Consider the following 24,013-nt stretch of genomic DNA (forward strand, 5'->3'; position numbering starts at 1 on the left):
CTTAGGGTTTTAGAAAAAAAGGAGATATCGCTTTAATGAGTTTAAAAGGTAATGGGAATGAAAAACAAAGGTTCTCGCTTCGAAAATTAAATTGTGGCTTAGTTTCTGTTTTAGTAGGGATGGCCTTTTTTGGTCCGGTAGCTTTTTCTAGCGAAGTCGATAGTGAGAAGACAACAACAACTGAAACAGTAGTTCAAAAGGATGTTCAACAAACAACTCAAGAAAAAGACCTTGTTGAAACAACGACTCATTCTGAAACAACAGAAGAAGTAACTACAACAACAAGTCAAACAGAAGAGACTCAAGCACCAAAAACAAGGGCTAAAAGATCTGCGGAGGAAGGTAGTAAATCGAAAGCTGATGGGTTTACGTTAACGGTAAAAAGTCCGTCTCATCCAGATCATATCATTACAAATAATGAACAAAAAATTCAGTCTGTCATTTCAATTGGTGTAACGGCTCCAAAGTTTTTAAGCCCGAATGCAGAACTTCGTGTGAAGTATTGGAGTAATGACCCGCATGAAATTATTAATTTATCGATTCCGTCAAATACGGAAGGACAAAGAATTCCTTATTTAAACACTCCAAGTCCAATTGATAAAGCTAAAGACCCAACCGTAATGTATACAGCAAAAATTAGTGTAGGTGAAGTGAGAGCAGGAGACGCACTCTCTATTAAAAATACGGTCTTTGCTCAATTTCTTTCACAGGGACAAACCTACAATGTAACGTATGAATTAGTCGATAATGGGGAAGTGATTACAAGCGTTACTGAAACCTTCACGACGAATCTGCCAGATCCTCAGTTTTGGGCGATGAAGTATACGCAAACGGAATATTTAACAAGTTTTGATTCTAATGGGAAAGTGAAAAGTTCAGTTCCACTCCCGTTTTCCGTAGTGCAACATCCAAATTACACTACAGGGTTAATTGAAAAAGTTACTTTAACCGTTCCTGAAGGATTTAAAATTACTGAAGATTCCAAGAAAAATGGTTGGAAGCAGAATGGGAATACGGTCACTCGTGACCATTATTTCAATGCTGCAGGCGAAGTGCCAAATTCAAACTTTGGTAGAGCAAACCTGAGTGAAGGCTATGCAAAAATGGAACGCTTATTCACTCACGTTTATACTTCCGGGTTGGCTTTTGATACTTCTACTTACGGAACGGTAGAGGAGCTCAAATCTCCTTCTGGAAAACCTTGGACGATTACTTCAAGAGTAGATACTCTTGATGAAATGGGATATAAGACAACTCAAACGTTTGATACGTCAGGAGTGTTACGTGCACAAGATCCTGAAAATAGCGTGGGTAGTGCATCAATCTCTTCGTATGTCAATGATTTAAAAGAGTATAATGCATCTGATAAGTATCCTACTGAAGATTTTTATAGAGATGAAATTACCATGGATGAGAGCGACTATGCTTCAGGAAAGTCTGTGGAACTCTCAGATATTGTGATTAAATTTGATGAAAAGAAAACCGTTGGAAAATATAGAGCGATTTTTCATGAAATTCAAGGATTAGATGTGAATTTATCGGCTTTAAAATATGATGAAGCGACTTTTGATGTGTATTCATTAGATGATCCGACGCAAAAAATTACGAGCGTCCATTTGTTTAAATTTACGAATTTAACATTTCCGGAAAATATTTCGGGGATTATTTTAAGACCGACAGGAAAAATGACGCAATTATCCGCTGCACAAGCAAAAGGATTAAGAGTCTTTACGAGATTCCAACCAACGAGTGAGGCAGATTTACCTTCTAAAGCTCCTGTTACCCTGAATCATACGATATCGATGGGAGATGGAAAGAGCAATTCTATTACAAAATACCAACGTCAAGAAGTCATTTTAAATACTAAACACTATTGGGGAACGGATACAACAAATTCCTCAACGCCATTTTACTCTCAACAAATTGCGATTGAAGCATCCAATTATAAAGACAATTCTAATAAATTAGTGAAGTTAAAATATGATGAAATCGTAGAAAAAGCCAATGCTATGGTGACATTTTCAATTCCACCAGAGCTTACGATGACTCTTAAAACTGGAGAAACGCTGTCTGGTGGAACTTACACTAGAGCGCTAAGTGATTTTGCAGAAATTGGATTTGATGCGAATAATGTTTGGAGATTTGATTTCCAACTAAAACCGACAAGCCCAGATGTGAAAGATGGTCGCTATGATTTATCTTGGTATTTAACATGGGGAAGCGCGAATGAAGAAATTAGACGAACGACTTACGGAAGAAATCCGATTTCTGGAGATGAGGAAACGACAAAAAACGTAAAGACTTATGTGATTTCGAATCATTTAACGTTTGGTTCTCAAACCAGTGCTTCTAATAAAATTGGCTCTTACACTTCTCATAAAACGGATGTGGAAAAGGATGTAGAGTTTACGATTAAATCCACTTTAATGAACACATATGATTCTTCTATTACTGGAGGAGTTGGAATTCAATATTTACCGAGAAAAGGTGTTGAAAACTCAACTTATGATGTACTGTTGACAGGTCCAGTAACTCCAGCTCCTGGTTTTAAAGTCCAGTATACAGTTGATGAACCCACAAGAGATCGTGCACAAGATAATGACCACTTAACTTGGACGGATTCTGTTTCCGATTACTCCAAAGTGACAGCTGTAAGATATGTTCAAACTGGAAATGATTTCCCGAAATATAATGATTTCATCTTACCGGTGAAGACAACTGATTCATTGAAAGTGGAGGATGTCGCATATACGCAAGTAGGAATGAAAGCGTCAGGATTTGATAAGTTCATCATGTCAGATCCAGTACAAATGACGCCACGAATTTGGACGGAAGATTTTGTAGCTCTCGATAAGACAGGAAATAAAGTTGCAAATCTAGTGGAACAAAAGAAAGCTACTAAGAAATTCGCAGCTTCAACGGATAAAGAATTCCCAGGAGTCCAGTACATTCGTTCAGAAGAAGATCCTTACGGCAATGTAACGCATGTCTATGTACAAACGGGTTCTGTGAAAGTGAATTATCAAGACGAAGCAGGTAATACAATCAAAGACTCTGTCGTAGATACACCGAATGACCCTGTAGGAAACCTTTATGATACAACGGACCATAAACTAACCTTGATTAAGACTCCTGAAGGTAAGTTGTATGATTTATTGCCAGATGCCACCAAAGGGGCGGAAAAAGGGGAAGTCGTAAAAGGTGAAACAGAAGTCACCTATGTCTATAAAGAACGCGCTAAAGGGGAAGTCGTTGTTAAATATGTTGTTGAAGGGACTTCGGAGGAGATTAAAGACGCTGTGATAGACACACCGTCTACATATCTTTTAGATGAAAACGGAACTGTAGCGACGTATGATACGACAGATCAAAAGCCATCGACCATTACAAAAGATGGAAAAGAATATCAACTCGTTGAAAAGGCTGTTCCAAACGAAAAAGGAAACTTAACGGAAGGAACAACAACCATTACGTATGAATACAAATTAGTCACAGGAACAGTGACGGTGAAGTATGAAGATGAAAATGGTCAACCGTTGAAAGAGGATAATGTTATCACTCCGGCAAACACGCCGAAAGGAACGGCTTACGACACGACAACCGAAACGGTTCGTCCGCAACAAATTGAAAAAGATGGAAAGACATATGAACTAACCTCAACTACTCCTAAAGCAGGATCTGCATCAGAAACAGGAACTGTAGAAGGTGATAAAGTTGTGACGTATGTTTACCAAGAAGTGAAAGGGTCTGTGACGGTTCATTATGTCGATATAGAAGGGGAGACCATCAAAGCTTCCGTAAAAGATGTTGAAAATGGTTCTGCAGGTTCGGACTATGATACTACAGACCATAAGCCAACGCTAATCAAATCAGAAGATGGAAAGCTTTACGATTTAGTTCCAGGTTTGACCAAAGGACAGGAAAAAGGAAAAGTAGCTAAAGGTGAAATAGAAGTCACCTATGTCTATAAAGAACGTGCTAAAGGGGAAGTCGTTGTTAAATATGTTATTGAAGGGACTTCGGACGAGATTAAAGACGCTGTGACAGATACACCATCTACTTATATTTCAGATGAGAACGGAACTGTAGCGACGTATGATACGACAGATCAAAAGCCATCGACCATTACAAAAGATGGAAAAGAATATCAACTCGTTGAAAAGGCTGTTCCAAACGAAAAAGGAAACTTAACGGAAGGAACAACAACCATTACGTATGAATACAAACTAGTCACAGGAACAGTGACGGTGAAGTATGAAGATGAAAATGGTCAACCGATAAAAGAAGATACTGTTATCACTCCGGCAAACACGCCGAAAGGAGCGGCTTACGACACGACAACCGAAACGGTTCGTCCGCAACAAATTGAAAAAGATGAAAAGACGTATGAACTAACTTCAACTACTCCTAAAGCAGGCTCTGCATCAGAAACAGGAACTGTAGAAGGTGATAAAGTTGTGACGTATGTTTACAAAGAAGTGAAAGGGTCTGTGACGGTTCATTATGTCGATATAGAAGGGAAGACCATTAAGGCTTCAGTAAAAATAATGGATCAAGCTTCTAAAGGAACGCCATATGATACGACTCCAAATCGAGAGAAAGAAATTGTTTCTGAAGATGGAAAGACTTATGAATTATCTAGTGAGGCTCCTAAAGAGGGTGCAGATAAGGTCTCTGGCATTGTCCTTAAGGGAAATATCGATGTAACGTATGTTTACCGTGAAGTGAAAACTTCTATTACAGTTCAATATGTAGATGAGGATGGAAATGTTCTTCAAGATAAAGTTGAGAAAAAAGAACTTTCTACTGGAGAAAAATACGACACCACATCTGATAAGCCAGTAACGATTACAAAAGATGTCGTACTGTATACTCTTATTCCGACGAAAACTAAAGGGGAAGAGACTGGAACTACGACAAAAAATCCTATAGAAGTGACTTATGTATATCACAAGACAATTACGACTTGGGTGGATACTAATGGCAAAGAGTTACATCCTTCTAAAGAGGGTCAACATCCAGATACAAAAGGTACAGATATTCTAGGATACAAACTGGTGTCAACAACGACAAAAGAAAACGGCGATGTTGTGAATGTATACCGTCAATTGACAACGATTTGGGTGGATACAGATAACAATGTATTAAAACCTAAAGAAGATGGTGAAAAAGAGCAAGGAAAAATTGAAGGATATGAATATGTGAAAACGGTAGTGGATGACGATGGAAATAGGACTCATATTTTCAAGAAGCATTTGGAAGTAACTACAAGTTCTCAACCTTCAAATCCGTCAAGTGCTAAAGAAGAATTACCAAACACAGGAACTGGAGTAGATAGTGTATTCTTTAGTTCTGCTGCCATTAGTGTATTAATGGGATTAGGCCTTCTGAAATCACATAAAAAAGATGAGGAAGAAGGAAAATAAAAATCAAAAATCATTGGTATTGTGAATTGACAAAGCGAACGGCATTTGTTAATATATACCAGTATGAAACTCAATGAGTTAATGAAATAAATTGAATGAGAGGTGTCATCCATGCGTATCAACATTTTATTAGAATGTGCTGAAACAGGTGAACGTTTATACTTAACAAGCAAAAACAAACGTAACAATCCAGAGCGTTTAGAATTAAAAAAATATTCTCCAAAATTACGTAAACACGTTGTCTTCAAAGAAACTAAAAAATAATTTTGAGAAATTCCAAAGAGTTAGGCTGGTGCCTAACTCTTTTTTTGTGCTTTGGTAAACAGACCGCAGGTCTTTTGCGAATCATTTGAATAGTCCATAGTTGCTACAATAGCTGTACCGGCGTGAGCCTTGGGTCTCACAGCCTATCAAGCCTCAAAGTAGGAGTAAGGAATCAATTCCTAACTCCTACTAATTCGCATCGATTACATTTGCTATTGTTGCTACTATGGGCCAAATGATTCTTCAGACCTGCTTGTATAAAAAAGAGTAGGTAGTGCCTAATATTTTGGATTTTACATTTTGTTACTTTGAACAACGTATTTAGAAATTTTGTCTCAGAGGGGCGAGAACGACATTGTAGATGCTTCGTACGGACTGAAAAGACTTTAGGTCTTTTGCGAATCATTTGAATAGTCCATAGTTGCTACAATAGTTGTACCGGCGTGAGACTTTGGCTCGAACTGGTGCCCTATTACGACTATTATGAAGACATCCCATGTCCTAAATGCGAGCATTTATACTCTTAGAGAAAAGCAGAAAAGTTCAATTGTTCATGGTATGTGTTCACAGAGGTGAGGATATCATGTATACTAGAACAGGTGATTATTTTGGAAAAACAAAATTTTATAACGACGGGGCATATTAATCGTGTAATTTTAACGATTGCGACTCCGCTAATGATAAACAATTTAATTCGGACTTTATACAATTTGACGGATGGATTATATGTGGCGCAACTGTCAGCAGAAGATTTTGCGGCAACAGCGTTTATTTGGCCGTTGAATTTTTTGTTTATTTCTCTTGGAATGGGGATAAGCGTTGGAGCAACCGCACTCATTGCTCAATATTTTGGAGCAGGAAAGTTCAGAGATGCCAAACGTTATGCGGGAAATGCGATGATTTTAACGTATTTCTTTGGATTCTTGTTATCGGTGATTGGATATTTCTTAGCACCTCTATTCGTGGAATGGATGGGCGCAGAGGGAACTTTTTTAGCAAAATCCGTATCGTATTTGAAAATTAACTTCATTGGACTTTTCTTTGATTTTTGCTACTTTGGCTATCAATCCTTGCTAAATGCACAAGGAAGAACACGCACGATTACAATGATTAGTGCGGCTTCTTCCATTTCAAATGTAATTCTAGATCCTATCTTCATTTTTGCGACCATTCCATTTGTCGGACTCACCGGGTTGAACTGGGGAATTGAAGGGGCTGGATGGGCAACGGTCATTGCTAAAGTGTTGTTACTAGTGCTTGCCATTCGTGCTGTTCGTAAGGAATCGGAAATTCAAATCTATTTGAAACATGTCAAAGTGGATAAAGAAGTGATGAAAGAAATTCTCAAAGTCGCATGGCCATCTGCATTTGGGTATGGAGGAGCGGCATTAGGATTCACGGTTTTAAATGGATTGATTCAGTCTTATGGAACGTCAGTGCTTGCTGCGTATTCGATGGTGAATCGTATTTCGGATTTACTGACGCAACCACAGATGGGAATCGGGGCGGCGCTAACCGCCATTATCGGACAAAACATGGGGGCAGGGCTTTATGACCGTGCGCATGCCATCTTTAGACGAGCTTTACTATGGGTGCTGATGATTTCAACAGTCGGCTGTGTGGTTGTCTTCTTCTTCCAATCTCCAATTCTTGGAATCTTTATTAAAGACAGAAGCGATGCCGTTCTTTGGGCAAATGCCGTTGAGTATTTAAACTATACCGCCTTTATTATTTTCTTCATGGGCTTATTTTCAGCGTACAACGGATTCTTCCAAGGATGTGGCGTGACGAAATATTCCATGAATATGTCAGTTGGACGTCTTTGGATCTTGCGCCTCCCAATTATTTGGGTGCTCGGAGCCTTTACAGCACTCGGGGCTACCGGTGTATGGATTGCCATGTTATTATCAAACGCGTTAACGGTTCTTTATGGACATATCGTCTATAAGACAAAAGACTGGAGTACATTACATTATGCGAAAGGAGAGAAAACGTGATTAAAGATTTTATTCATTATTACAAACCCTATAAGAAGTTATTCTTACTCGATTTTACGTGTGCAGTAATCGTGGCCATTCTCGAGCTTGCCTTTCCAGTGATGGTGAGAAGTGTTATTGATAACATCGTACCATCTCAAAACTTGCAACAAATTATACTCGTGGGGGCAGGGTTACTTGCGCTGTATGCCTTCTCGACGACTTTAAACTTTATTGTAGTTTACATGGGGCATATTTTAGGGATAAACATCGAAACGGATATGCGCCGTGAGTTATTCGCGAAGGTCCAAAAACAATCCTTCTCGTTTTTCGATAATATGAAAATCGGGGAATTGATGAGCCGCTTGTCGAGTGATTTATTCGATATTAGCGAATTAGCTCACCATGGCCCAGAAGAATTTTTTATTGCAATTATGACCTTGATAGCTTCATTCTTCTTAATGTACCAAGTGCATCCAACGCTTGCACTATTGACGATTTTCTTCGTACCGATTATTGCAGTGGCTCTTGCGGTATTTAATCGTCGCATGTCTCGTATTAACCGGAATATCTACAAGGGATTAGCCAACTATACGGCTGGTCTAGAAAATGTACTGAGCGGGATGCGCGTAGTGAAGGCCTTTGCAAACGAAAGTCACGAGCAACAACTCTTCGAAGACCTCATTCAAGAGTATCGCTCGAATAAAATTGCGTTCTATCGCACAATGGGGACAAGTAGTAGTTTCAACTACCTATTAATGCGTAGTATTAATCTTTTCAGCTTAATCGTGGGGGCGTACTTTACGGTGATTGGGGATTTAACTCCGGGGGAACTTGTAGGATATATCTTACTAGCCAATGTGTTCGTGGGACCAATTAATAAAATGAACTCGATGATTGAGTTGTATCCAAAAGGGTTCGCAGGATTCCGTCGTTTCAAAGAATTAATGAATGTGGAAATCGATATCGAAGATGCACCCGATGCGATTCCGGCGCCTGCTTTTGAAGGACGTGTGGAATATAAAAATGTTGGTTTCGGATACGAAGAAGATAAGAAGGTGTTGGAACATATCAACTTGACGGTTGAACCAGGGCAAACCGTTGCCTTCGTTGGGCCAAGTGGAGTTGGGAAAACAACGCTCGTGAACTTATTGCCTCGTTTCTATGATTTAAAAGAAGGGGAAATCTTGGTCGATGGGACCAACATCAATCGTTTCACCTTACAATCGCTTCGTCGTCAAATCGGGATCGTGCAACAAGATGTGTTCCTATTTAACGGAACGATTCGCGAAAATGTTTTGTACGGACGACTCGATGCAACAGATGAGGAAGTAGACCGTGCCATCGAGCAAGCGAAACTGAAAGAAGTCATTGAAGATTTAGAAGATGGAGTAGATACACATATCGGAGAACGCGGTGTGAAATTATCAGGGGGACAAAAACAACGCCTCTCAATCGCTCGTATCTTCTTGAAGAATCCTTCTATTTTAATCTTGGATGAAGCCACAAGTGCGCTCGATACGCAAACGGAGAAATTTATTCAACAGTCGTTTGACGAGTTAGCAAAAGGTAGAACGACCTTTATTATCGCTCATCGCCTTGCTACGATTAAAAATGCAGACCGTATTATTGTAGTCACAGAAGATGGATTAACAGAAGACGGCACGCATGAAGAATTGCTCGCCAAAAACGGAGCGTATGCAGCTTTATACAAAGCACAATTTAAATAGTAGAAAAAATGCGGAGTAGGAATTCGTTTCTTGCTCCGTATTTCTTTTTGCTTTTTTGAATTTATCGCAAACTATGATACAATGTCCCAGAGAAAACTTAAGGAGAACGTTGATGAGTATTTTAAATGTAGAAAAATTAACACACGGATTCGGTGAAAGAGCCATCTTCAATGATGTGAGCTTCCGTCTATTAAAAGGGGAGCACATCGGACTCGTTGGAGCAAACGGTGAAGGGAAATCCACCTTCATGAATATCGTGACAGGTCAATTACAACCCGACGAAGGGAAAATCGAATGGTCGAAAAATGTAAAGGTCGGATACTTGGACCAACATACGGTGCTTGAACCAGGAATGACGGTTCGCAGTGTCCTTCAAAAAGCCTTCGACGATTTATTTGTAGCAGAAGCACGTATCAATGAATTGTATATGGCAATGGGAGAAGCCGGCGAAGACGAGATGAACGCGATGCTCGAAGAAGTGGGCGAGTTGCAAGAGCGACTAGATAGCCATGACTTCTATATTCTGGATGCTAAAATCGATGAAGTGGCGCGTGCATTAGGCGTTGCAGCATTTGGGATGGATAGCGACGTGAGTGAACTCAGTGGTGGTCAACGTACGAAAGTATTACTGGCAAAACTATTATTAGAAAAACCAGATATTTTATTACTTGACGAGCCAACAAACTACCTAGACGCAGAACATATTGAATGGTTAAAACGTTACTTACAAGAATACGAAAATGCATTTATTCTGATTTCGCATGATATTCCATTCTTAAACAGTGTAGTGAACTTGATTTACCATATGGACAATCAAGAGCTGAACCGTTATGTGGGGGACTATGATCAGTTCCAAGAAGTGTATGCGATGAAGAAAGCGCAACTAGAGGCGGCGTATAACCGTCAACAAAAAGAGATTGCGGACTTGAAGGACTTCGTAAACCGGAACAAGGCGCGCGTAGCAACACGTAATATGGCGATGTCTCGTCAGAAGAAGCTGGATAAGATGGAAGTCATCGAATTAGCCAGTGAGAAGCCAAAACCAAAATTCGACTTCAAGACTTCTAGAGCCCCTGGGCGTTACATCTTCCAAGCCGAAGACTTAGTGATTGGATACGACCGTCCGTTAACAGGGCATGTGAATCTTGAAATGGAACGCGGCCAAAAGATTGCCATCGTCGGTGCAAATGGGATTGGGAAAACGACACTACTCAAGAGTTTATTAGGAATTATTAAGCCATTGAATGGAAAAGTAACACGTGGAGATTACATTGATCTTGGGTATTTCGAACAAGAAACGCCAAAAGGAAACCGTAAGACTGCTTTAGAAGAAATCTGGGATACTTTCCCATCGATGACACAACCAGAAGTACGTGCGGCGCTCGCTCGTTGTGGCTTAACTAGTAAACATATCGAGAGTCAAGTGCAAGTGTTAAGTGGGGGAGAACAAGCAAAAGTGCGCTTCTGTAAGTTAATGAATGAAGAGTCAAACGTGCTCGTACTCGACGAACCGACAAACCACTTGGACGTTGATGCAAAAGAGGAATTAAAACGTGCCTTACAAGAGTATAAGGGAAGCATTTTAATGGTTTGCCATGAGCCAGAATTTTATGAAGGTTTGGCAACGGATATTTGGGATTTTTCTTCGTTATAAGAATCCTACAGACAGAAACTAGTTTCAAAATGATTAGAGGTAAGAGAAAATTCTTCTTACCTCTTTTTTGCGAGATAATATCAATAGACTTCACTCTAATAAAATTGTATATTATTCTATATTATTATGTTTATTTATAGAAGGGGAGGTAAATATGAAACAAAAACAAAAATGGCTCATGTTATTTGTTACTGTAATGTCACTCTTTTCATTAATTTTTTTAGCAAAGGAACAATCCGTTGCCTCAGAAGTAAAAGAACTTGAAAAAGTAGTGACAGGAGTTGCTTTATTAGATCAATTAGACAATACATTGGAACCTGACAAAGATGGAGTGTATCAATTAAGAACGAATCAAGGATATCGTTTGAGAATGAATTTTGATTTGTCAAGATATAATGGAAATCTATCAAATGGGGATAATTTTAAAATAAATATTCCTGCACCTGTATCATTATATGGAAATAATGATATGGAATTAGTCGATCCGACTACTGGTGTGACCATTGCAGATTTGAAGTTTACCGATAATGGAGATGAACAAGGGGGTACCATCACAGTTACTCTTAAAAATCTAGATGACTACTTAAAAGCGAAGGGTGCCAATGTCGTTAAAGATGTTATTGGGAATTTCTCTCTAAACTTTTTATACAAAAAAGATCTTACGAATCATAAATTAGTATTAGATTCTAAGTCGTTAGTAGCGACTTTTGAACAAACCCATACAACAACGACACAACAAGTAAGACCAACCGTTGGATATGAAAATTTCGCGAAAAATGGGGGAACAGCCCAAAAAATTTCTTGGACTTCTGATAAGCTAAAAGAGATTGGTTCAGTAAGTTCTGGTCAGTTTCTTTCAAGATGGAGAGTTCGTGTAAATACAGGAGGTCAAGATAACGGTCCTAACTTGGTATTAAACGATGACTTACCAAATGACTCAAGTGTTGCAGCTATTCAATATATTCCAGAATCGTTAAAAGTGTACCGTTCACCTTCTATAACAGATAGAACGGCTGCTGCTCCGTCAGACTCGGTTTTATTAACAGAAGGGGTCGAATATACCGTTAATTGGAATGAGAATTATACGAATTTTAGTGTGACTTTTAAAGATGGTTCTCAAAAATATTACGTAACTTATGATACTACGACACCAAATAATGGTGCTAAGGTAAAAAATGTTATTACACTTGCTAAACAAGATGGAACATTATTAACACAAAGAAGTAATGTTACAAGAACTGCTTTTGAAGCAACAGCCACTTCTTTGTATTCAGGGACGATTGTTGCTTCAACTGCATATCAAATTCGAATTGTAAAAGTAGATACCTTTAAACTAAACCCTGTTGCTGGTGCAGTATATGAAATTACAGATCCAGATGGTGGAAAATTCGAAGTAACAACGAATGAAAAAGGGATTGCTACTTCAAAAGCATTTGATGCAAAATATGTTGGTCAAACTTTTACAATTAAAGAGAAAAAAGCACCTGCTGGATATGAGATCGATGACAAAACATATACATTGGTTCTTGGAAAAGATGGGGTGTCTTTAAACTTAAAAGATAAGCCAATTACGACGACAACTACGACAACGACAACAACGGAAGCTCCAACAACGACGGAAGCACCGACGACAACAGTAGCGCCTACAACAACGGAAGCTCCAACGACGACGGAAGCTCCAACGACAACAGTAGCGCCAACGACAACAGTAGCGCCAACAACAACGGAAGCACCGACGACGACGGAAGCACCAACGACAACAGTAGCGCCTACAACAACGGAAGCACCGACGACAACAGTAGCGCCAACGACAACAGTAGCTCCTACAACGACGGAAGCTCCGACAACAACATCTGTTTCAACAACAGTTACTACGACGGAGTCTAGAACGGATAGTCTAAACACTACTCAAAACTCAACAAGTAATTCAGGCGTCATCAACGGAATCCCTTCTGAGGACACTTCGAAGGAAGATTCTCAAAAGGACTCAGAGTTGCCAAATACTGGAACATCTGTTGGAAATACTGTTACGGTAGCGATGATGCTAATTCTTTCAGCAACAACTCTTCTTTTCTTTAGAAAAAAAGAGGCTTTCAATAAAGAATAGATAAATAAAAAAAGAAGCAGAAATTTCTGCTTCTTTTTTATTGGATGTCTGTAGAGCCGATGTGGTCTATGTATACGAGAAGGGAGCAATCCATTTTGAAGAATAATAGTTGACCCTACTTTAATTGGTAGTTTTTCAAATTACTAAAAAAATGTTTACAACGTAACACTAAAGCACTTAAAATATAATTGGAAGCAACATCATATTAAAAATAAAGAAAGGAGAAAATATGGGACAAAAAAGGTAAAGAAAAGCCACTCAAGACGAAGAAAACTAAAATAACCTTCAAACTAAACTTAGTATTCTTCACAATCGAGTGGGAAGTCAAATGGGGCAAATAGCCTCACTTCTTTACGAAATTGTATCATATAGTAATAGAAAATGAAATTGAATTTCAAAATAACTAAACATGCATTCGACTGGAAAGCATTTGTTGCATGGCTTATCTTTATTAGCTTAATAATATGGTTTATATTTAAGTAGGAGATTATATGAAAGTAGATACAGATAAAATTGAATGGCTCCTTAGTAATGTCACACAATATCGAATTAATAAAGATACTGGAGTGAATTTATCTATTTTAGGAAGATTAGTCAGAGGTGAACGTAAAATCGAAAATTTGACTATAAAAACAGGATGCTTGTTAACCGAGTATGCTGATCAGCTTCAAAAGCAGGATAATTGAAGACTAAAAAAGCGGGCTAGTGATAGCTCGCTTTATTTGTACTCTTTTTGTACTCAATTTTATACTATTGTACGATTTAGCAGGAAACGTAAATATTGATTTTACAACGTTTTGCAACGCTAGGAAGCATTATAGTATATCGCCTAGGGGAGTCGAACCCCTGTTATAAGAACCGGAATCTTATGTGATATCCACTACACTAAGGCGACATTCGAATAATAGTGTACCTAATTTTAAGGAGTTATGCAAGTTTGTTTTGATGAGGGTTTAAATTTTAAATAAATTCGTGTATAATAGATTTATTCTAAATTGAATTTTCTTTTTTCACCTGAGATCTATGTGAATTTTTAGCGTATTATCTGTGAAAAAAGTAAGGAGAAAGGGGATAAAAATGATTAAAAACAAGAAGTTAACTGTTCTTTTAATGACATTATTGGTTGCTCTTTTTGTAATATTTCAACAACCTAAAATAGAATCTGCGGTTGTGGATAATGTGATTACAAGAATAGATATACAAAATAGCCAAGGAGAACCTTTAACACAGGGCGTTGGCTCTTGGGAGAACTTTCGATTAAATGCAGAGTTTGCATTTAATAATGGTCAAGTACAGCCAGGAGATACTGCAACGATTCAATTGCCTGAAGAGGTAATATTTGTCGGAAAATCATTTGAAATTCGTGATGTGAACGGACAAGTAGTAGCGAATGCAACCATTGACTCTACAAGTAAACAAGCTGTATTAACCTTTACAAACTATGTAACACAGCGTGCAAGTTTCTCAGGGAACTTCACTATGACGGTTCGTATCGACCACAATGTAGCGCGTACAGCACAACAAATTCCTTTAACAGTAACCGTAAACCACACTCCAATGTATTCAGGAGTTGTCAATTATACTGGGATTGCCGGAATGGAACCTCAAGATTTCGCTAAATCTGGTTGGCAAGATCCAAACGATAATAGCAAGTTACATTACATTATATATGTTAACCAAAATTATCTTAATTTTACGGATATAATGATTGGTGATACAATTCAATACGAAAATGCGAAGATTGATAAATCAAGCTTTAGAGTGATATCTGGAACTTGGTATACAGATACAACAGACAATTCTATTCGTCTAGGGTATCAAGAAGACGTAACAGCAAGTTATAGTCCACAGTTTTCAGCAGATGGCAAGTCGTTCACGTTGAGTTTAAAACCATTTAATCCAAACCGTGGTTACTATGTAAAATACGATGTGGATTTACTAGGTGCTCCAGCAAATGGAATGCTTTTAAATAACAACGCTACGATGGAAGATTCGACGGGTTGGAAATCGGTAGCAGATGCTCAAATTGTTTACCAAGAAGATGGTGGTAATGCAAGAAGTAATATTTTCAAAGTGGAATTAACGAAAAAATCAGACACTGGTGAAAAACTACAAGGTGCGGAATTCGGATTATACTATGAAGGAACATTAGTGAAAACCGCAACTTCCGATGCTAACGGCGTTGTAACATTTGATAGTTTAATCAAACCAAAATACACGATTAAAGAAACAAAAGCGCCAGCCGGATATGTTCTCTCCGAGGAAGAGATTACAGTAAACGTAGCAGATGCAGCCAATGGCGTTGTTCATAAAGAGGTAGTGAATAAACCAGAAACTACTACTACAACTACTACAACTACAACAACGACTACAGAAGCGCCAACAACTACCACAACTACGACAACAGAAGCACCAACGACAACGACTGAATCTACAACGTCTTCAACGACGACAACGGAGTCTACAACAGAATCTACGACAACAGAAATGCCAACATCTTCATCAACAACAACAGAAACTAGTACGACTGAAGGATCTACTACAGAAACAACAGTGACGCCAAGAGAGTCCACGACTACTTCTGAAGCTGATCTTCCAAAAACTGGAACTTCTGCGACTATTTTTACTACGATTGCAGGTGCTCTTAGCGTATTAGGTGGATTTGCGATTTTAATGAATCGTAAAGACGTAGACGTAAATCGTTAAAAATAAAATATGATTTGTATAAAAGACTGGAATGATTTCCAGTCTTTTTTGTTGAAAAGAGAGCAAAAAAGTATACGAAGAGAGCAACATTACCATATATGGTAATTACCAAATATGGTAATGTTTAAGTGGGAGGGAAAAATATGAAAATAGAACATCAGATTGACCCAAGAACGTTAGAGTTTGTGGATAGTAGACCGTATAAAGAGAAGATAAAAATGCTTGCTGCTCTTAAGCTGTTGGATAAGGAAGGATTAAGTCCTGCGATACTCGAAATGTGGGGGAATAAAACGAAGACTAAATTGAACATTCCAGTTGTATATACTAAAGAGGAGGCTTTAAAAAATGGATCAAAATCTGAAGCGTTCGATAGCAGGCTTGTCATTCGATTGGGAGAACTACGAAAAAGACTTAGATTTAGATTTTACTCTAAAAGAAATGGCAGCAAGGATTACAGAGTTGAGACTTGTGTCCGGACTCTCTCGTACCGAGTTTGCAGAAAAGGTTGGGATAAAACCAGCACATTTGTCACGGTTAGTTTCAGGACACTATAATCCCTCGATTTTATATTTGGAGAAGATAGCTCAAAAAGTCGGAGCCCATTTAGAAATTTCTTTTGTGATGGACGACGGAGAAACCTGCCATGAAAAGATTAACAAGCAAATCGGGACGAAATATGTCCCTATGCATCATAGATCTTAACCAATTTGTAATATGCGTATAGTTGCATTTTTATTGTTTTATGGTAAAATATACATGTATTCAGCAATAGACGTTCAAAGATACTAGAAAAATAGCGGGACGTAATTAGGCCCTATTAGGAAGCGATTGGAGGAAGGTTTCGATGAATTATCTTAATCTATCTCATTTGTTGGTCCCAGAAAGCAGGGTTGCACTTCAAACGCGTTTTCGTATCTTACAAGCTATTGCAACGTATCAACCCATTGGACGTAGGGCACTTGCAAAAGTGGTCCAAATGTCTGAGAGAACACTTCGTAATGAATGTGAGGCGATGAAGAAATTAGACCTCATTGAAGTGCAAGGCTCAGGAATGCATCTTACGGAAATTGGCGAATTTATATTAGAACGTTCGGATGATTTAAAAAACAACTTTATTCAGATGAGTCTGGTGGAACATAAGGTGGCTAAAACCTTAGGCGTTCAGTATGTAAAAGTTGTAGATGATCCGGCAAAAACATCTGAGTTGGTACAAGAAATTATGGATGTGCTTTTACCGCTTGGAACTTCCATTATTGCCATCACGGGTGGTCAAACGATGGTCCGTGTCAGCGAAGGATTCACAAAAGAGATTTCAGTGAACCGAGACCTAACGATTGTTCCTGCAAGAGGGGGAATGTTTGGTTCGATGCTGATTCAGGCGAATAATGTCAGTGAAAAAATGGCAACCGGAATTGGTGCCCATCATGAAGCGCTCTTTGTTCCAGAACATGTCCAACAAGCAACTTATACGCCCTTAATGCAAGAACCTTCCGTCGCAAAGACGATTGGCCTCATGAAAAAGGCGGAGTGTTTGTTATATAGCGTTGGAAGTGCTATTATTATGGGAGAGAGACGTGGCCTCTTGGAAGAACAAATGGCGACGTTAAAAGAGAAGAAAGCAATTGGCGAAGCGTTCGGTTGTTTCTTCGATGCAGAAGGAAATGTGGTGTTAAAAATCCCACGAGTAGGGCTGCATCTTAGTGATTTATCTACGATTCCACATTCGATTGCCGTTGTGGAAGGCGAAGAGAAGGCAGCTGCTTTAAAAGCATATGCCAAATTAGCTCCGGTAGATCGCACCTGGTTTGTGATTGACAAGGAGACATCAGAGTTGGTTTTGAACGGGGTAACCCGCAAAAAATAAAATAAAAATTCCTAGGAGGAAAAACTATATGACAGTTAAAGTTGGTATTAACGGTTTCGGACGTATCGGTCGTTTAGCATTCCGTCGTATTCAAGATGTGGAAGGATTAGAAGTTGTTGCAATCAATGACTTAACAGACGCTAAGCAATTAGCTCACTTGTTAAAATATGATTCAACTCAAGGACGTTTCAACGGTGAAGTTGAAGTGTTAGATGGTGCTTTCCGCGTAAACGGTAAAGAAGTTAAAGTACTTGCTAACCGTAATCCTGAAGAATTACCTTGGGGTGAACTAGGCGTTGATATCGTATTAGAATGTACTGGTTTCTTCACTTCTAAAGAAAAAGCTGAATTACACTTAAAAGGTGGCGCTAAACGCGTTGTTATCTCTGCTCCTGGTGGAAATGACGTTCCTACTGTTGTATTCAACACAAACCACGACATTTTAACAGGTAAAGAAACTGTTATCTCTGGTGCTTCATGTACTACAAACTGCTTAGCTCCAATGGCTAAAGCATTAAACGATAAATTCGGTGTTGTTGAAGGTTTAATGACAACAATCCACGGTTACACTGGTGACCAAAACACATTAGACGCACCTCACGCAAAAGGTGACTTACGTCGTGCTCGTGCTGCAGCAGTAAACATCGTTCCTAATACAACAGGTGCTGCTAAAGCTATCGGATTAGTAATCCCAGAATTAAACGGAAAATTAGACGGAGCTGCACAACGTGTTCCTGTTCCAACAGGTTCATTAACTGAATTAGTAACAGTTTTAGAAAAACCAGTTACTGCTGAAGAAATTAACGCAGCTATGAAAGAATTAGCAAATGAATCTTACGGTTACACTGAAGATCCAATCGTTTCTTCTGATATCGTAGGTATCACTTATGGTTCATTATTCGATGCAACTCAAACTAAAGTAATGACTGTAGGCGACAAACAATTAGTTAAAACTGTTGCTTGGTACGATAACGAAATGTCATACACTGCACAATTAGTTCGTACTTTAGAATACTTTGCAAAACTATAATTTAAACTATAGATTTGGCTAATCGTATCTATTTTCTCAGGGCGATGGAAGCATTCGCTTCCTCGCCCTGTTTTCATAATGTGAGTAATGCACTCGCTCCAAATAAAAATGTAGGAGGCTATTTTATGGCTAAAAAAATCGTTACAGACTTACAAGTTGAAGGCAAAAAAGTTTTAGTTCGTGTGGACTTTAACGTACCTTTGAAAGATGGTGTGATTACAGACGATAACCGTATCGTTCAAGCATTGCCAACAATCAAATACTTAGTTGACCACAATGCGAAAGTGATTTTATTCTCTCACTTAGGTAAAGTGAAATCTGAAGAAGACAAAGCTAAATTGAGCTTACGTCCAGTTGCAGAACGTTTATCTGAGTTGTTAGAAAAACCAGTGACTTTCGTTCCAGAAACTCGTGGAGAAAAGTTAGAAGCTGCTATTAATGCACTTAACGAAGGCGATGTTTTATTATTCGAAAATACTCGTTTCGAAGATTTAGATGGCAAGAAAGAATCTAAAAACGACCCTGAATTAGGTAAATATTGGGCTTCTTTAGGCGACTTATTCGTTAACGATGCATTCGGTACAGCTCACCGTGCGCATGCTTCAAACGTTGGTATTGCTAGCCAATTAGAATCAGCTGCTGGATTCTTGATGGAAAAAGAAATCAAGTTCATCGGTGGCGCAGTAGATAACCCAGAACGTCCATTCGTAGCAATCTTAGGTGGAGCAAAAGTTTCAGACAAGATCGGTGTTATCAACAGCTTATTAGACAAAGCGGATAAAGTTCTTATCGGTGGAGGAATGGCTTACACATTCTTCAAAGCAATGGGACGTGAAGTAGGTCTTTCATTATTAGAATTAGACCGTGTTGAATTAGCAAAAGAAATTATGGAAAAAGCTGGCGACAAATTAGTATTACCAATCGATAACGTTGTTGCTAAAGAATTCTCTAACGATGCTGTAGCTACAATCGTTGCTTCAGATGCGATTCCAGCAGATCAAGAAGGGTTAGATATTGGACCTAAGACAGTTGAATTATTTGCAAGCTACTTAAAAGATGCAAAAACGGTTGTATGGAATGGACCAATGGGTGTATTCGAATTACCAAACTTTGCTAAAGGAACAATCGGTGTATGTGAAGCGATTGCGAACCTTGAAGGCGCAACTACAATCATCGGTGGTGGGGACTCAGCTGCTGCTGCAATCTCACTAGGCTACGCTGACAAATTCACTCACATTTCAACAGGTGGTGGAGCTTCTCTAGAATATCTAGAAGGTAAAGAACTACCAGGTGTTGCTGCTATCAGTGATAAATAATTTTAAATATTAAAAGGAGATGTTGTGTATATGCGTAAACCAATTATTGCCGGAAACTGGAAAATGAATAAAAACCCAAAAGAAACTCAAGCTTTTGTGGAAGCTGTTGTTGGTAAATTACCTTCAGGCGAACGCGTAGAAAGTGCTATCGCTGCTCCTGCAGTGGACTTAGTCACTTTATTAGAATATGCGAAAGGTTCAGAATTAAAAGTAGCTGCTGAAAACTGCTACTTTGAAGATGCTGGTGCTTTCACTGGTGAAACTTCACCTAAAGTATTAGCTGAAATGGGCGTGCACTACGTAGTCATCGGCCACTCAGAACGTCGTGAATATTTCCATGAAACTGACGAAGATATTAACAAAAAAGCACATGCAATTTTCAGAAACGGCTTAACACCAATCATTTGTTGTGGTGAAACATTAGAAACTTACGAAGCAGGAAAAGCTTCAGAATTCGTAGGTGGACAAGTTTCTGCAGCATTGAAAGGTTTATCAAACGAGCAAGTATCATCATTAGTGATTGCTTATGAACCAATCTGGGCTATCGGAACTGGTAAATCAGCATCTCAAGATGACGCTCAAAAAATGTGTAAAGTTGTTCGTGACGTAGTAGCAGCTGACTTCGGTCAAGAAGTTGCTGACAAAGTCCGCGTTCAATACGGTGGATCTGTTAAACCAGAAAACATTGCTGAATACATGGCTTGTCCAGATGTGGACGGAGCTCTTGTAGGTGGAGCAAGCTTACAACCAGATTCATTCTTAGCTTTATTGGAGGCAGTAAAATAATGGCAAAATCACCAGTTGCAATCATTATCTTAGACGGTTTCGGATGGAGACCAGAAGTTGAAGGTAATGCCGTTGCACAAGCAAAAAAACCAAATTTTGATCGTTATTATAACGAATTCCCTCATACAACATTAAAAGCTTCTGGATTAGATGTAGGTCTACCAGATGGCCAAATGGGGAACTCAGAAGTAGGTCATACAAACATCGGTGCTGGTCGTATCGTTTACCAAAGCTTAACTCGTATTGACAAAGCGATTTTAGATGGTGAATTCGAATCAAACCCAGCATTAAACGGTGCTTTTAACCACGTAAAAGAAAATGGCTCTGCATTACACTTATTCGGATTATTATCTGATGGTGGGGTACACAGCCACATCAACCATTTATTAGCATTAGTGGAAACAGCTAAAGCAAAAGGAATCGACAAAGTGTACATTCATGCATTCATGGATGGACGTGACGTAGACCCTAAAGCTGGTCCTTCTTACATCAAAACATTAGAAGATAAATTAGCTGAAGTAGGCGTTGGAGAAATCGCAACAGTGTCAGGTCGTTACTATGCAATGGACCGTGACAAACGTTGGGAACGTGTGAAATTAGCTTATGATGCCATTGCTCATAGCGAAGGACCACAATTCGAAAGCGCACAAGCAGTTATCGAAGATAGCTATGCTAAAGACGTTACAGATGAATTCGTTATTCCATCAGTAATCGTTAAAGATGGCAAACCAGTGGCAAAAGTAGAAGACAATGATGCCATCATCTTCTTCAACTTCCGTCCTGACCGTGCAATCCAATTATCAAATGCGTTCACTGATAAAGAGTGGACAAACTTTGACCGTGGTGCACGTGCTACAAACGTTAAATTTGTGACAATGACTTTATATAATCCAAGCGTGGATGCAGAAGTAGCATTCCCACCAATCCCAATGACAAACGTTCTTGGTGAAGTGTTATCTAAAGCAGGCCTTGCACAATTACGTATTGCCGAAACTGAAAAATATCCACACGTAACATTCTTCATGAATGGTGGACGTAACGAAGAATTCCCTGGCGAAAACCGTATTTTAATTCCTTCTCCAAAGGTTGCAACTTACGACTTGAAACCAGAAATGAGTGCTTACGAAGTAGGAGATGCATTATACAACTCAATCATCAATGATGAAAATGATGCCATCATCTTGAACTTCGCAAACCCAGATATGGTTGGACACTCAGGAATGTTAGAACCAACCATCAAAGCGATTGAAGCAGTGGACGAAAACTTAGGTAAAGTCGTGGATGCTATCCTTGAAAAAGGCGGTAGCGCAATTATCTTTGCGGACCACGGTAACTCAGAAACAATGATTACACCAGAAGGCACACCACATACTGCACATACAACAGTGCCAGTACCAGTGATTGTTACGAAGAAAGGTGTTACATTGCGTGAGGGTGGACGTTTAGCAGACGTTGCTCCAACAATGCTTGATCTATTAAATGTTGAAAAACCAGCAGAAATGACTGGTGAAACATTGATTGAAAAATAAAGAAAACCTTAGGAATTCTTGAAAGTCTATAGGTTTTCGATTAAAATAATAACGTACAAAATAAAATTTAAAGGAGTTAATAAATCATGCCATTTATTACAGATGTATTAGCAAGAGAAGTACTAGACTCACGTGGAAACCCAACAATCGAAGTTGAAGTTTACACAGAAAGTGGAGCGTTCGGACGCGGTATGGTTCCTTCAGGAGCTTCAACTGGTGAATACGAAGCAGTTGAATTACGTGATGGCGACAAATCTCGTTACTTAGGAAAAGGAGTTCAAAAAGCAGTTGACAATGTGAACAACATTATCGCTGAAGCTATCTTAGGTTATGATGTTCGTGAGCAAATGGCGATCGATAAATTAATGATCGAATTAGATGGTACTCCAAACAAAGGTAAATTAGGAGCTAACGCAATCTTAGGCGTATCTATCGCTGTAGCACGCGCAGCTGCTGACTACTTAGATCAACCTTTATACCAATACTTAGGCGGATTCAACACTAAAGTATTACCAACACCAATGATGAACATCGTTAACGGTGGATCTCACTCAGATGCTCCAATCGCATTCCAAGAGTTCATGATTTTACCAGTTGGTGCGCCAACATTCAAAGAAGCTTTACGTTGGGGTGCTGAAGTATTCCACGCATTGAAAGCTATCTTACACGACCGTGGTTTAGTAACTGCTGTAGGTGACGAAGGTGGTTTCGCTCCAACATTCGAAGGAACTGAAGATGCTGTAGAAACAATCTTAGCTGCAATCAAAAAAGTAGGTCTAGAACCTGGTAAAGATGTTTACTTAGGATTTGACTGTGCTTCATCTGAATTCTTCAAAGATGGCGTATATGACTACACAATCTTCGAAGGTGAAAAAGGTGCTAAACGTACTCCAGCTGAACAAGTAGAATACTTAGCAGAATTAGTTGAAAAATACCCAATCATCACAATCGAAGACGGCTGTGACGAAAACGACTGGGATGGATGGAAATTATTAACTGAACGTTTAGGCGGTAAAGTTCAATTAGTTGGTGACGACTTATTCGTAACTAACACTGAAATCTTATCTCGTGGTATTGAACAAGGTATTGCAAACTCAATCTTAATCAAAGTAAACCAAATCGGTACTTTAACTGAAACATTCAACGCAATTGAAATGGCTCAAAAAGCTGGTTACACTGCAGTTGTTTCACACCGTTCTGGTGAAACTGAAGATTCAACAATTGCTGACATTGCAGTTGCTACAAACGCTGGACAAATCAAGACTGGTTCATTAAGCCGTACAGACCGTATTGCTAAATACAACCAATTATTACGTATCGAAGATCAATTAGGTGACTTAGCTGTTTACCAAGGTCTATCAGCGTTCTACAACTTAAAAAATAAATAATTCCTAGGAATTACGGAGGGAAAGCAGATTGCTTTCCCTCCTTTTTTGTATAAAAATTGGGAGGTTTTAAATAACATTCAAAACCTTTGGTTGAAAAGGATACGATACCTGGTTAATATCCGTTTTTACATAATGGACATGGTTGTGAGGCACCGCCTCAAGCCTAGGGTCTTTCGGCTTCAAAGCTTCAAAGAGGGAGTAGCGAATACATTCGCAACTCCCTCTAGTTCACATTTG

General features: G+C 38.9%; 15 protein-coding genes and 1 tRNA gene. 15 read left to right on the top strand and 1 reads right to left on the bottom strand.

What is annotated here, in order from left to right; all coding sequences use genetic code 11:
* Positions 1-35 precede the first annotated feature (35 nt).
* The 7 genes from NQ540_RS02580 (at position 36) to NQ540_RS02610 (ending at position 13,843) form a co-directional block, all read left to right on the top strand.
* Positions 36-5,426 (top strand): MucBP domain-containing protein, encoded by a 5,391-nt coding sequence (locus tag NQ540_RS02580; protein ID WP_005607157.1) that lies wholly within the window; start codon positions 36-38, stop codon positions 5,424-5,426.
* Positions 5,427-5,537: 111 nt separating this feature from the next.
* Entirely contained in the window at positions 5,538-5,690 is a 153-nt protein-coding gene (gene rpmG, locus NQ540_RS02585; RefSeq protein ID WP_005607156.1) for a 50S ribosomal protein L33, read from the top strand.
* Between the two features lie 599 nt (positions 5,691-6,289).
* The gene (locus NQ540_RS02590; RefSeq protein ID WP_223429380.1) at positions 6,290-7,687 is read left to right on the top strand and encodes an MATE family efflux transporter; all 1,398 of its coding nucleotides are present in this window, start codon (positions 6,290-6,292) and stop codon (positions 7,685-7,687) included.
* Positions 7,684-9,396 carry an ABC transporter ATP-binding protein gene (locus NQ540_RS02595; protein ID WP_005607151.1) on the top strand — a complete coding sequence of 571 codons (1,713 nt, stop codon included), beginning with the start codon at positions 7,684-7,686 and terminating at the stop codon, positions 9,394-9,396. The genes NQ540_RS02590 and NQ540_RS02595 overlap by 4 nt, the downstream gene beginning before the upstream one ends.
* 112 nt (positions 9,397-9,508) lie before the next feature.
* Positions 9,509-11,050: an ABC-F family ATP-binding cassette domain-containing protein gene (locus NQ540_RS02600; RefSeq protein ID WP_005607149.1), complete on the top strand. Its 1,542-nt coding sequence runs from the start codon at positions 9,509-9,511 to the stop codon at positions 11,048-11,050.
* Positions 11,051-11,204: 154 nt separating this feature from the next.
* The gene (locus tag NQ540_RS02605) at positions 11,205-13,157 is read left to right on the top strand and encodes a SpaA isopeptide-forming pilin-related protein (RefSeq protein ID WP_005607148.1); all 1,953 of its coding nucleotides are present in this window, start codon (positions 11,205-11,207) and stop codon (positions 13,155-13,157) included.
* A gap of 491 nt (positions 13,158-13,648) precedes the next feature.
* Positions 13,649-13,843, top strand: a complete 195-nt coding sequence (locus NQ540_RS02610) for a hypothetical protein (protein WP_005607146.1) — start codon at positions 13,649-13,651, stop codon at positions 13,841-13,843.
* A 137-nt stretch (positions 13,844-13,980) separates the two neighbouring features.
* Here NQ540_RS02610 and NQ540_RS02615 read toward each other — a convergent pair.
* Positions 13,981-14,052: transfer RNA gene (locus NQ540_RS02615), tRNA-Arg, on the bottom strand.
* A 182-nt stretch (positions 14,053-14,234) separates the two neighbouring features.
* On the opposite strand from NQ540_RS02615, the gene NQ540_RS02620 reads away from it, so the two are divergent.
* From NQ540_RS02620 to eno, 8 genes are all read left to right on the top strand, one after another.
* Positions 14,235-15,863, top strand: coding sequence for an Ig-like domain-containing protein (locus NQ540_RS02620; protein WP_039849195.1), 1,629 nt, complete (start codon positions 14,235-14,237; stop codon positions 15,861-15,863).
* Between the two features lie 345 nt (positions 15,864-16,208).
* A complete protein-coding gene (locus NQ540_RS02625; protein ID WP_083789012.1) occupies positions 16,209-16,565 on the top strand; it encodes a helix-turn-helix domain-containing protein in 357 nt (118 codons plus the stop codon).
* 142 nt (positions 16,566-16,707) lie between these two features.
* Positions 16,708-17,727 carry a sugar-binding domain-containing protein gene (locus tag NQ540_RS02630; RefSeq protein WP_005607141.1) on the top strand — a complete coding sequence of 340 codons (1,020 nt, stop codon included), beginning with the start codon at positions 16,708-16,710 and terminating at the stop codon, positions 17,725-17,727.
* 28 nt (positions 17,728-17,755) lie between these two features.
* Positions 17,756-18,757 carry a type I glyceraldehyde-3-phosphate dehydrogenase gene (gap, locus tag NQ540_RS02635; protein WP_005607139.1) on the top strand — a complete coding sequence of 334 codons (1,002 nt, stop codon included), beginning with the start codon at positions 17,756-17,758 and terminating at the stop codon, positions 18,755-18,757.
* Between the two features lie 125 nt (positions 18,758-18,882).
* On the top strand, positions 18,883-20,073 hold the full coding sequence (locus NQ540_RS02640; protein ID WP_039849192.1) for a phosphoglycerate kinase: 1,191 nt from the start codon (positions 18,883-18,885) through the stop codon (positions 20,071-20,073).
* A 30-nt stretch (positions 20,074-20,103) separates the two neighbouring features.
* Positions 20,104-20,859 carry a triose-phosphate isomerase gene (gene tpiA, locus NQ540_RS02645; protein WP_005607135.1) on the top strand — a complete coding sequence of 252 codons (756 nt, stop codon included), beginning with the start codon at positions 20,104-20,106 and terminating at the stop codon, positions 20,857-20,859.
* The gene (gene gpmI, locus NQ540_RS02650) at positions 20,859-22,388 is read left to right on the top strand and encodes a 2,3-bisphosphoglycerate-independent phosphoglycerate mutase (protein ID WP_005607134.1); all 1,530 of its coding nucleotides are present in this window, start codon (positions 20,859-20,861) and stop codon (positions 22,386-22,388) included. Before tpiA ends, gpmI begins: the two co-directional genes overlap by 1 nt.
* 86 nt (positions 22,389-22,474) lie before the next feature.
* Entirely contained in the window at positions 22,475-23,776 is a 1,302-nt protein-coding gene (gene eno, locus NQ540_RS02655; protein WP_005607132.1) for a phosphopyruvate hydratase, read from the top strand.
* The last annotated feature ends 237 nt before the right edge of the window (positions 23,777-24,013 follow it).

The sequence above is a fragment of the Granulicatella adiacens ATCC 49175 genome (assembly GCF_025150565.1).
GTDB lineage: Bacteria > Bacillota > Bacilli > Lactobacillales > Aerococcaceae > Granulicatella > Granulicatella adiacens.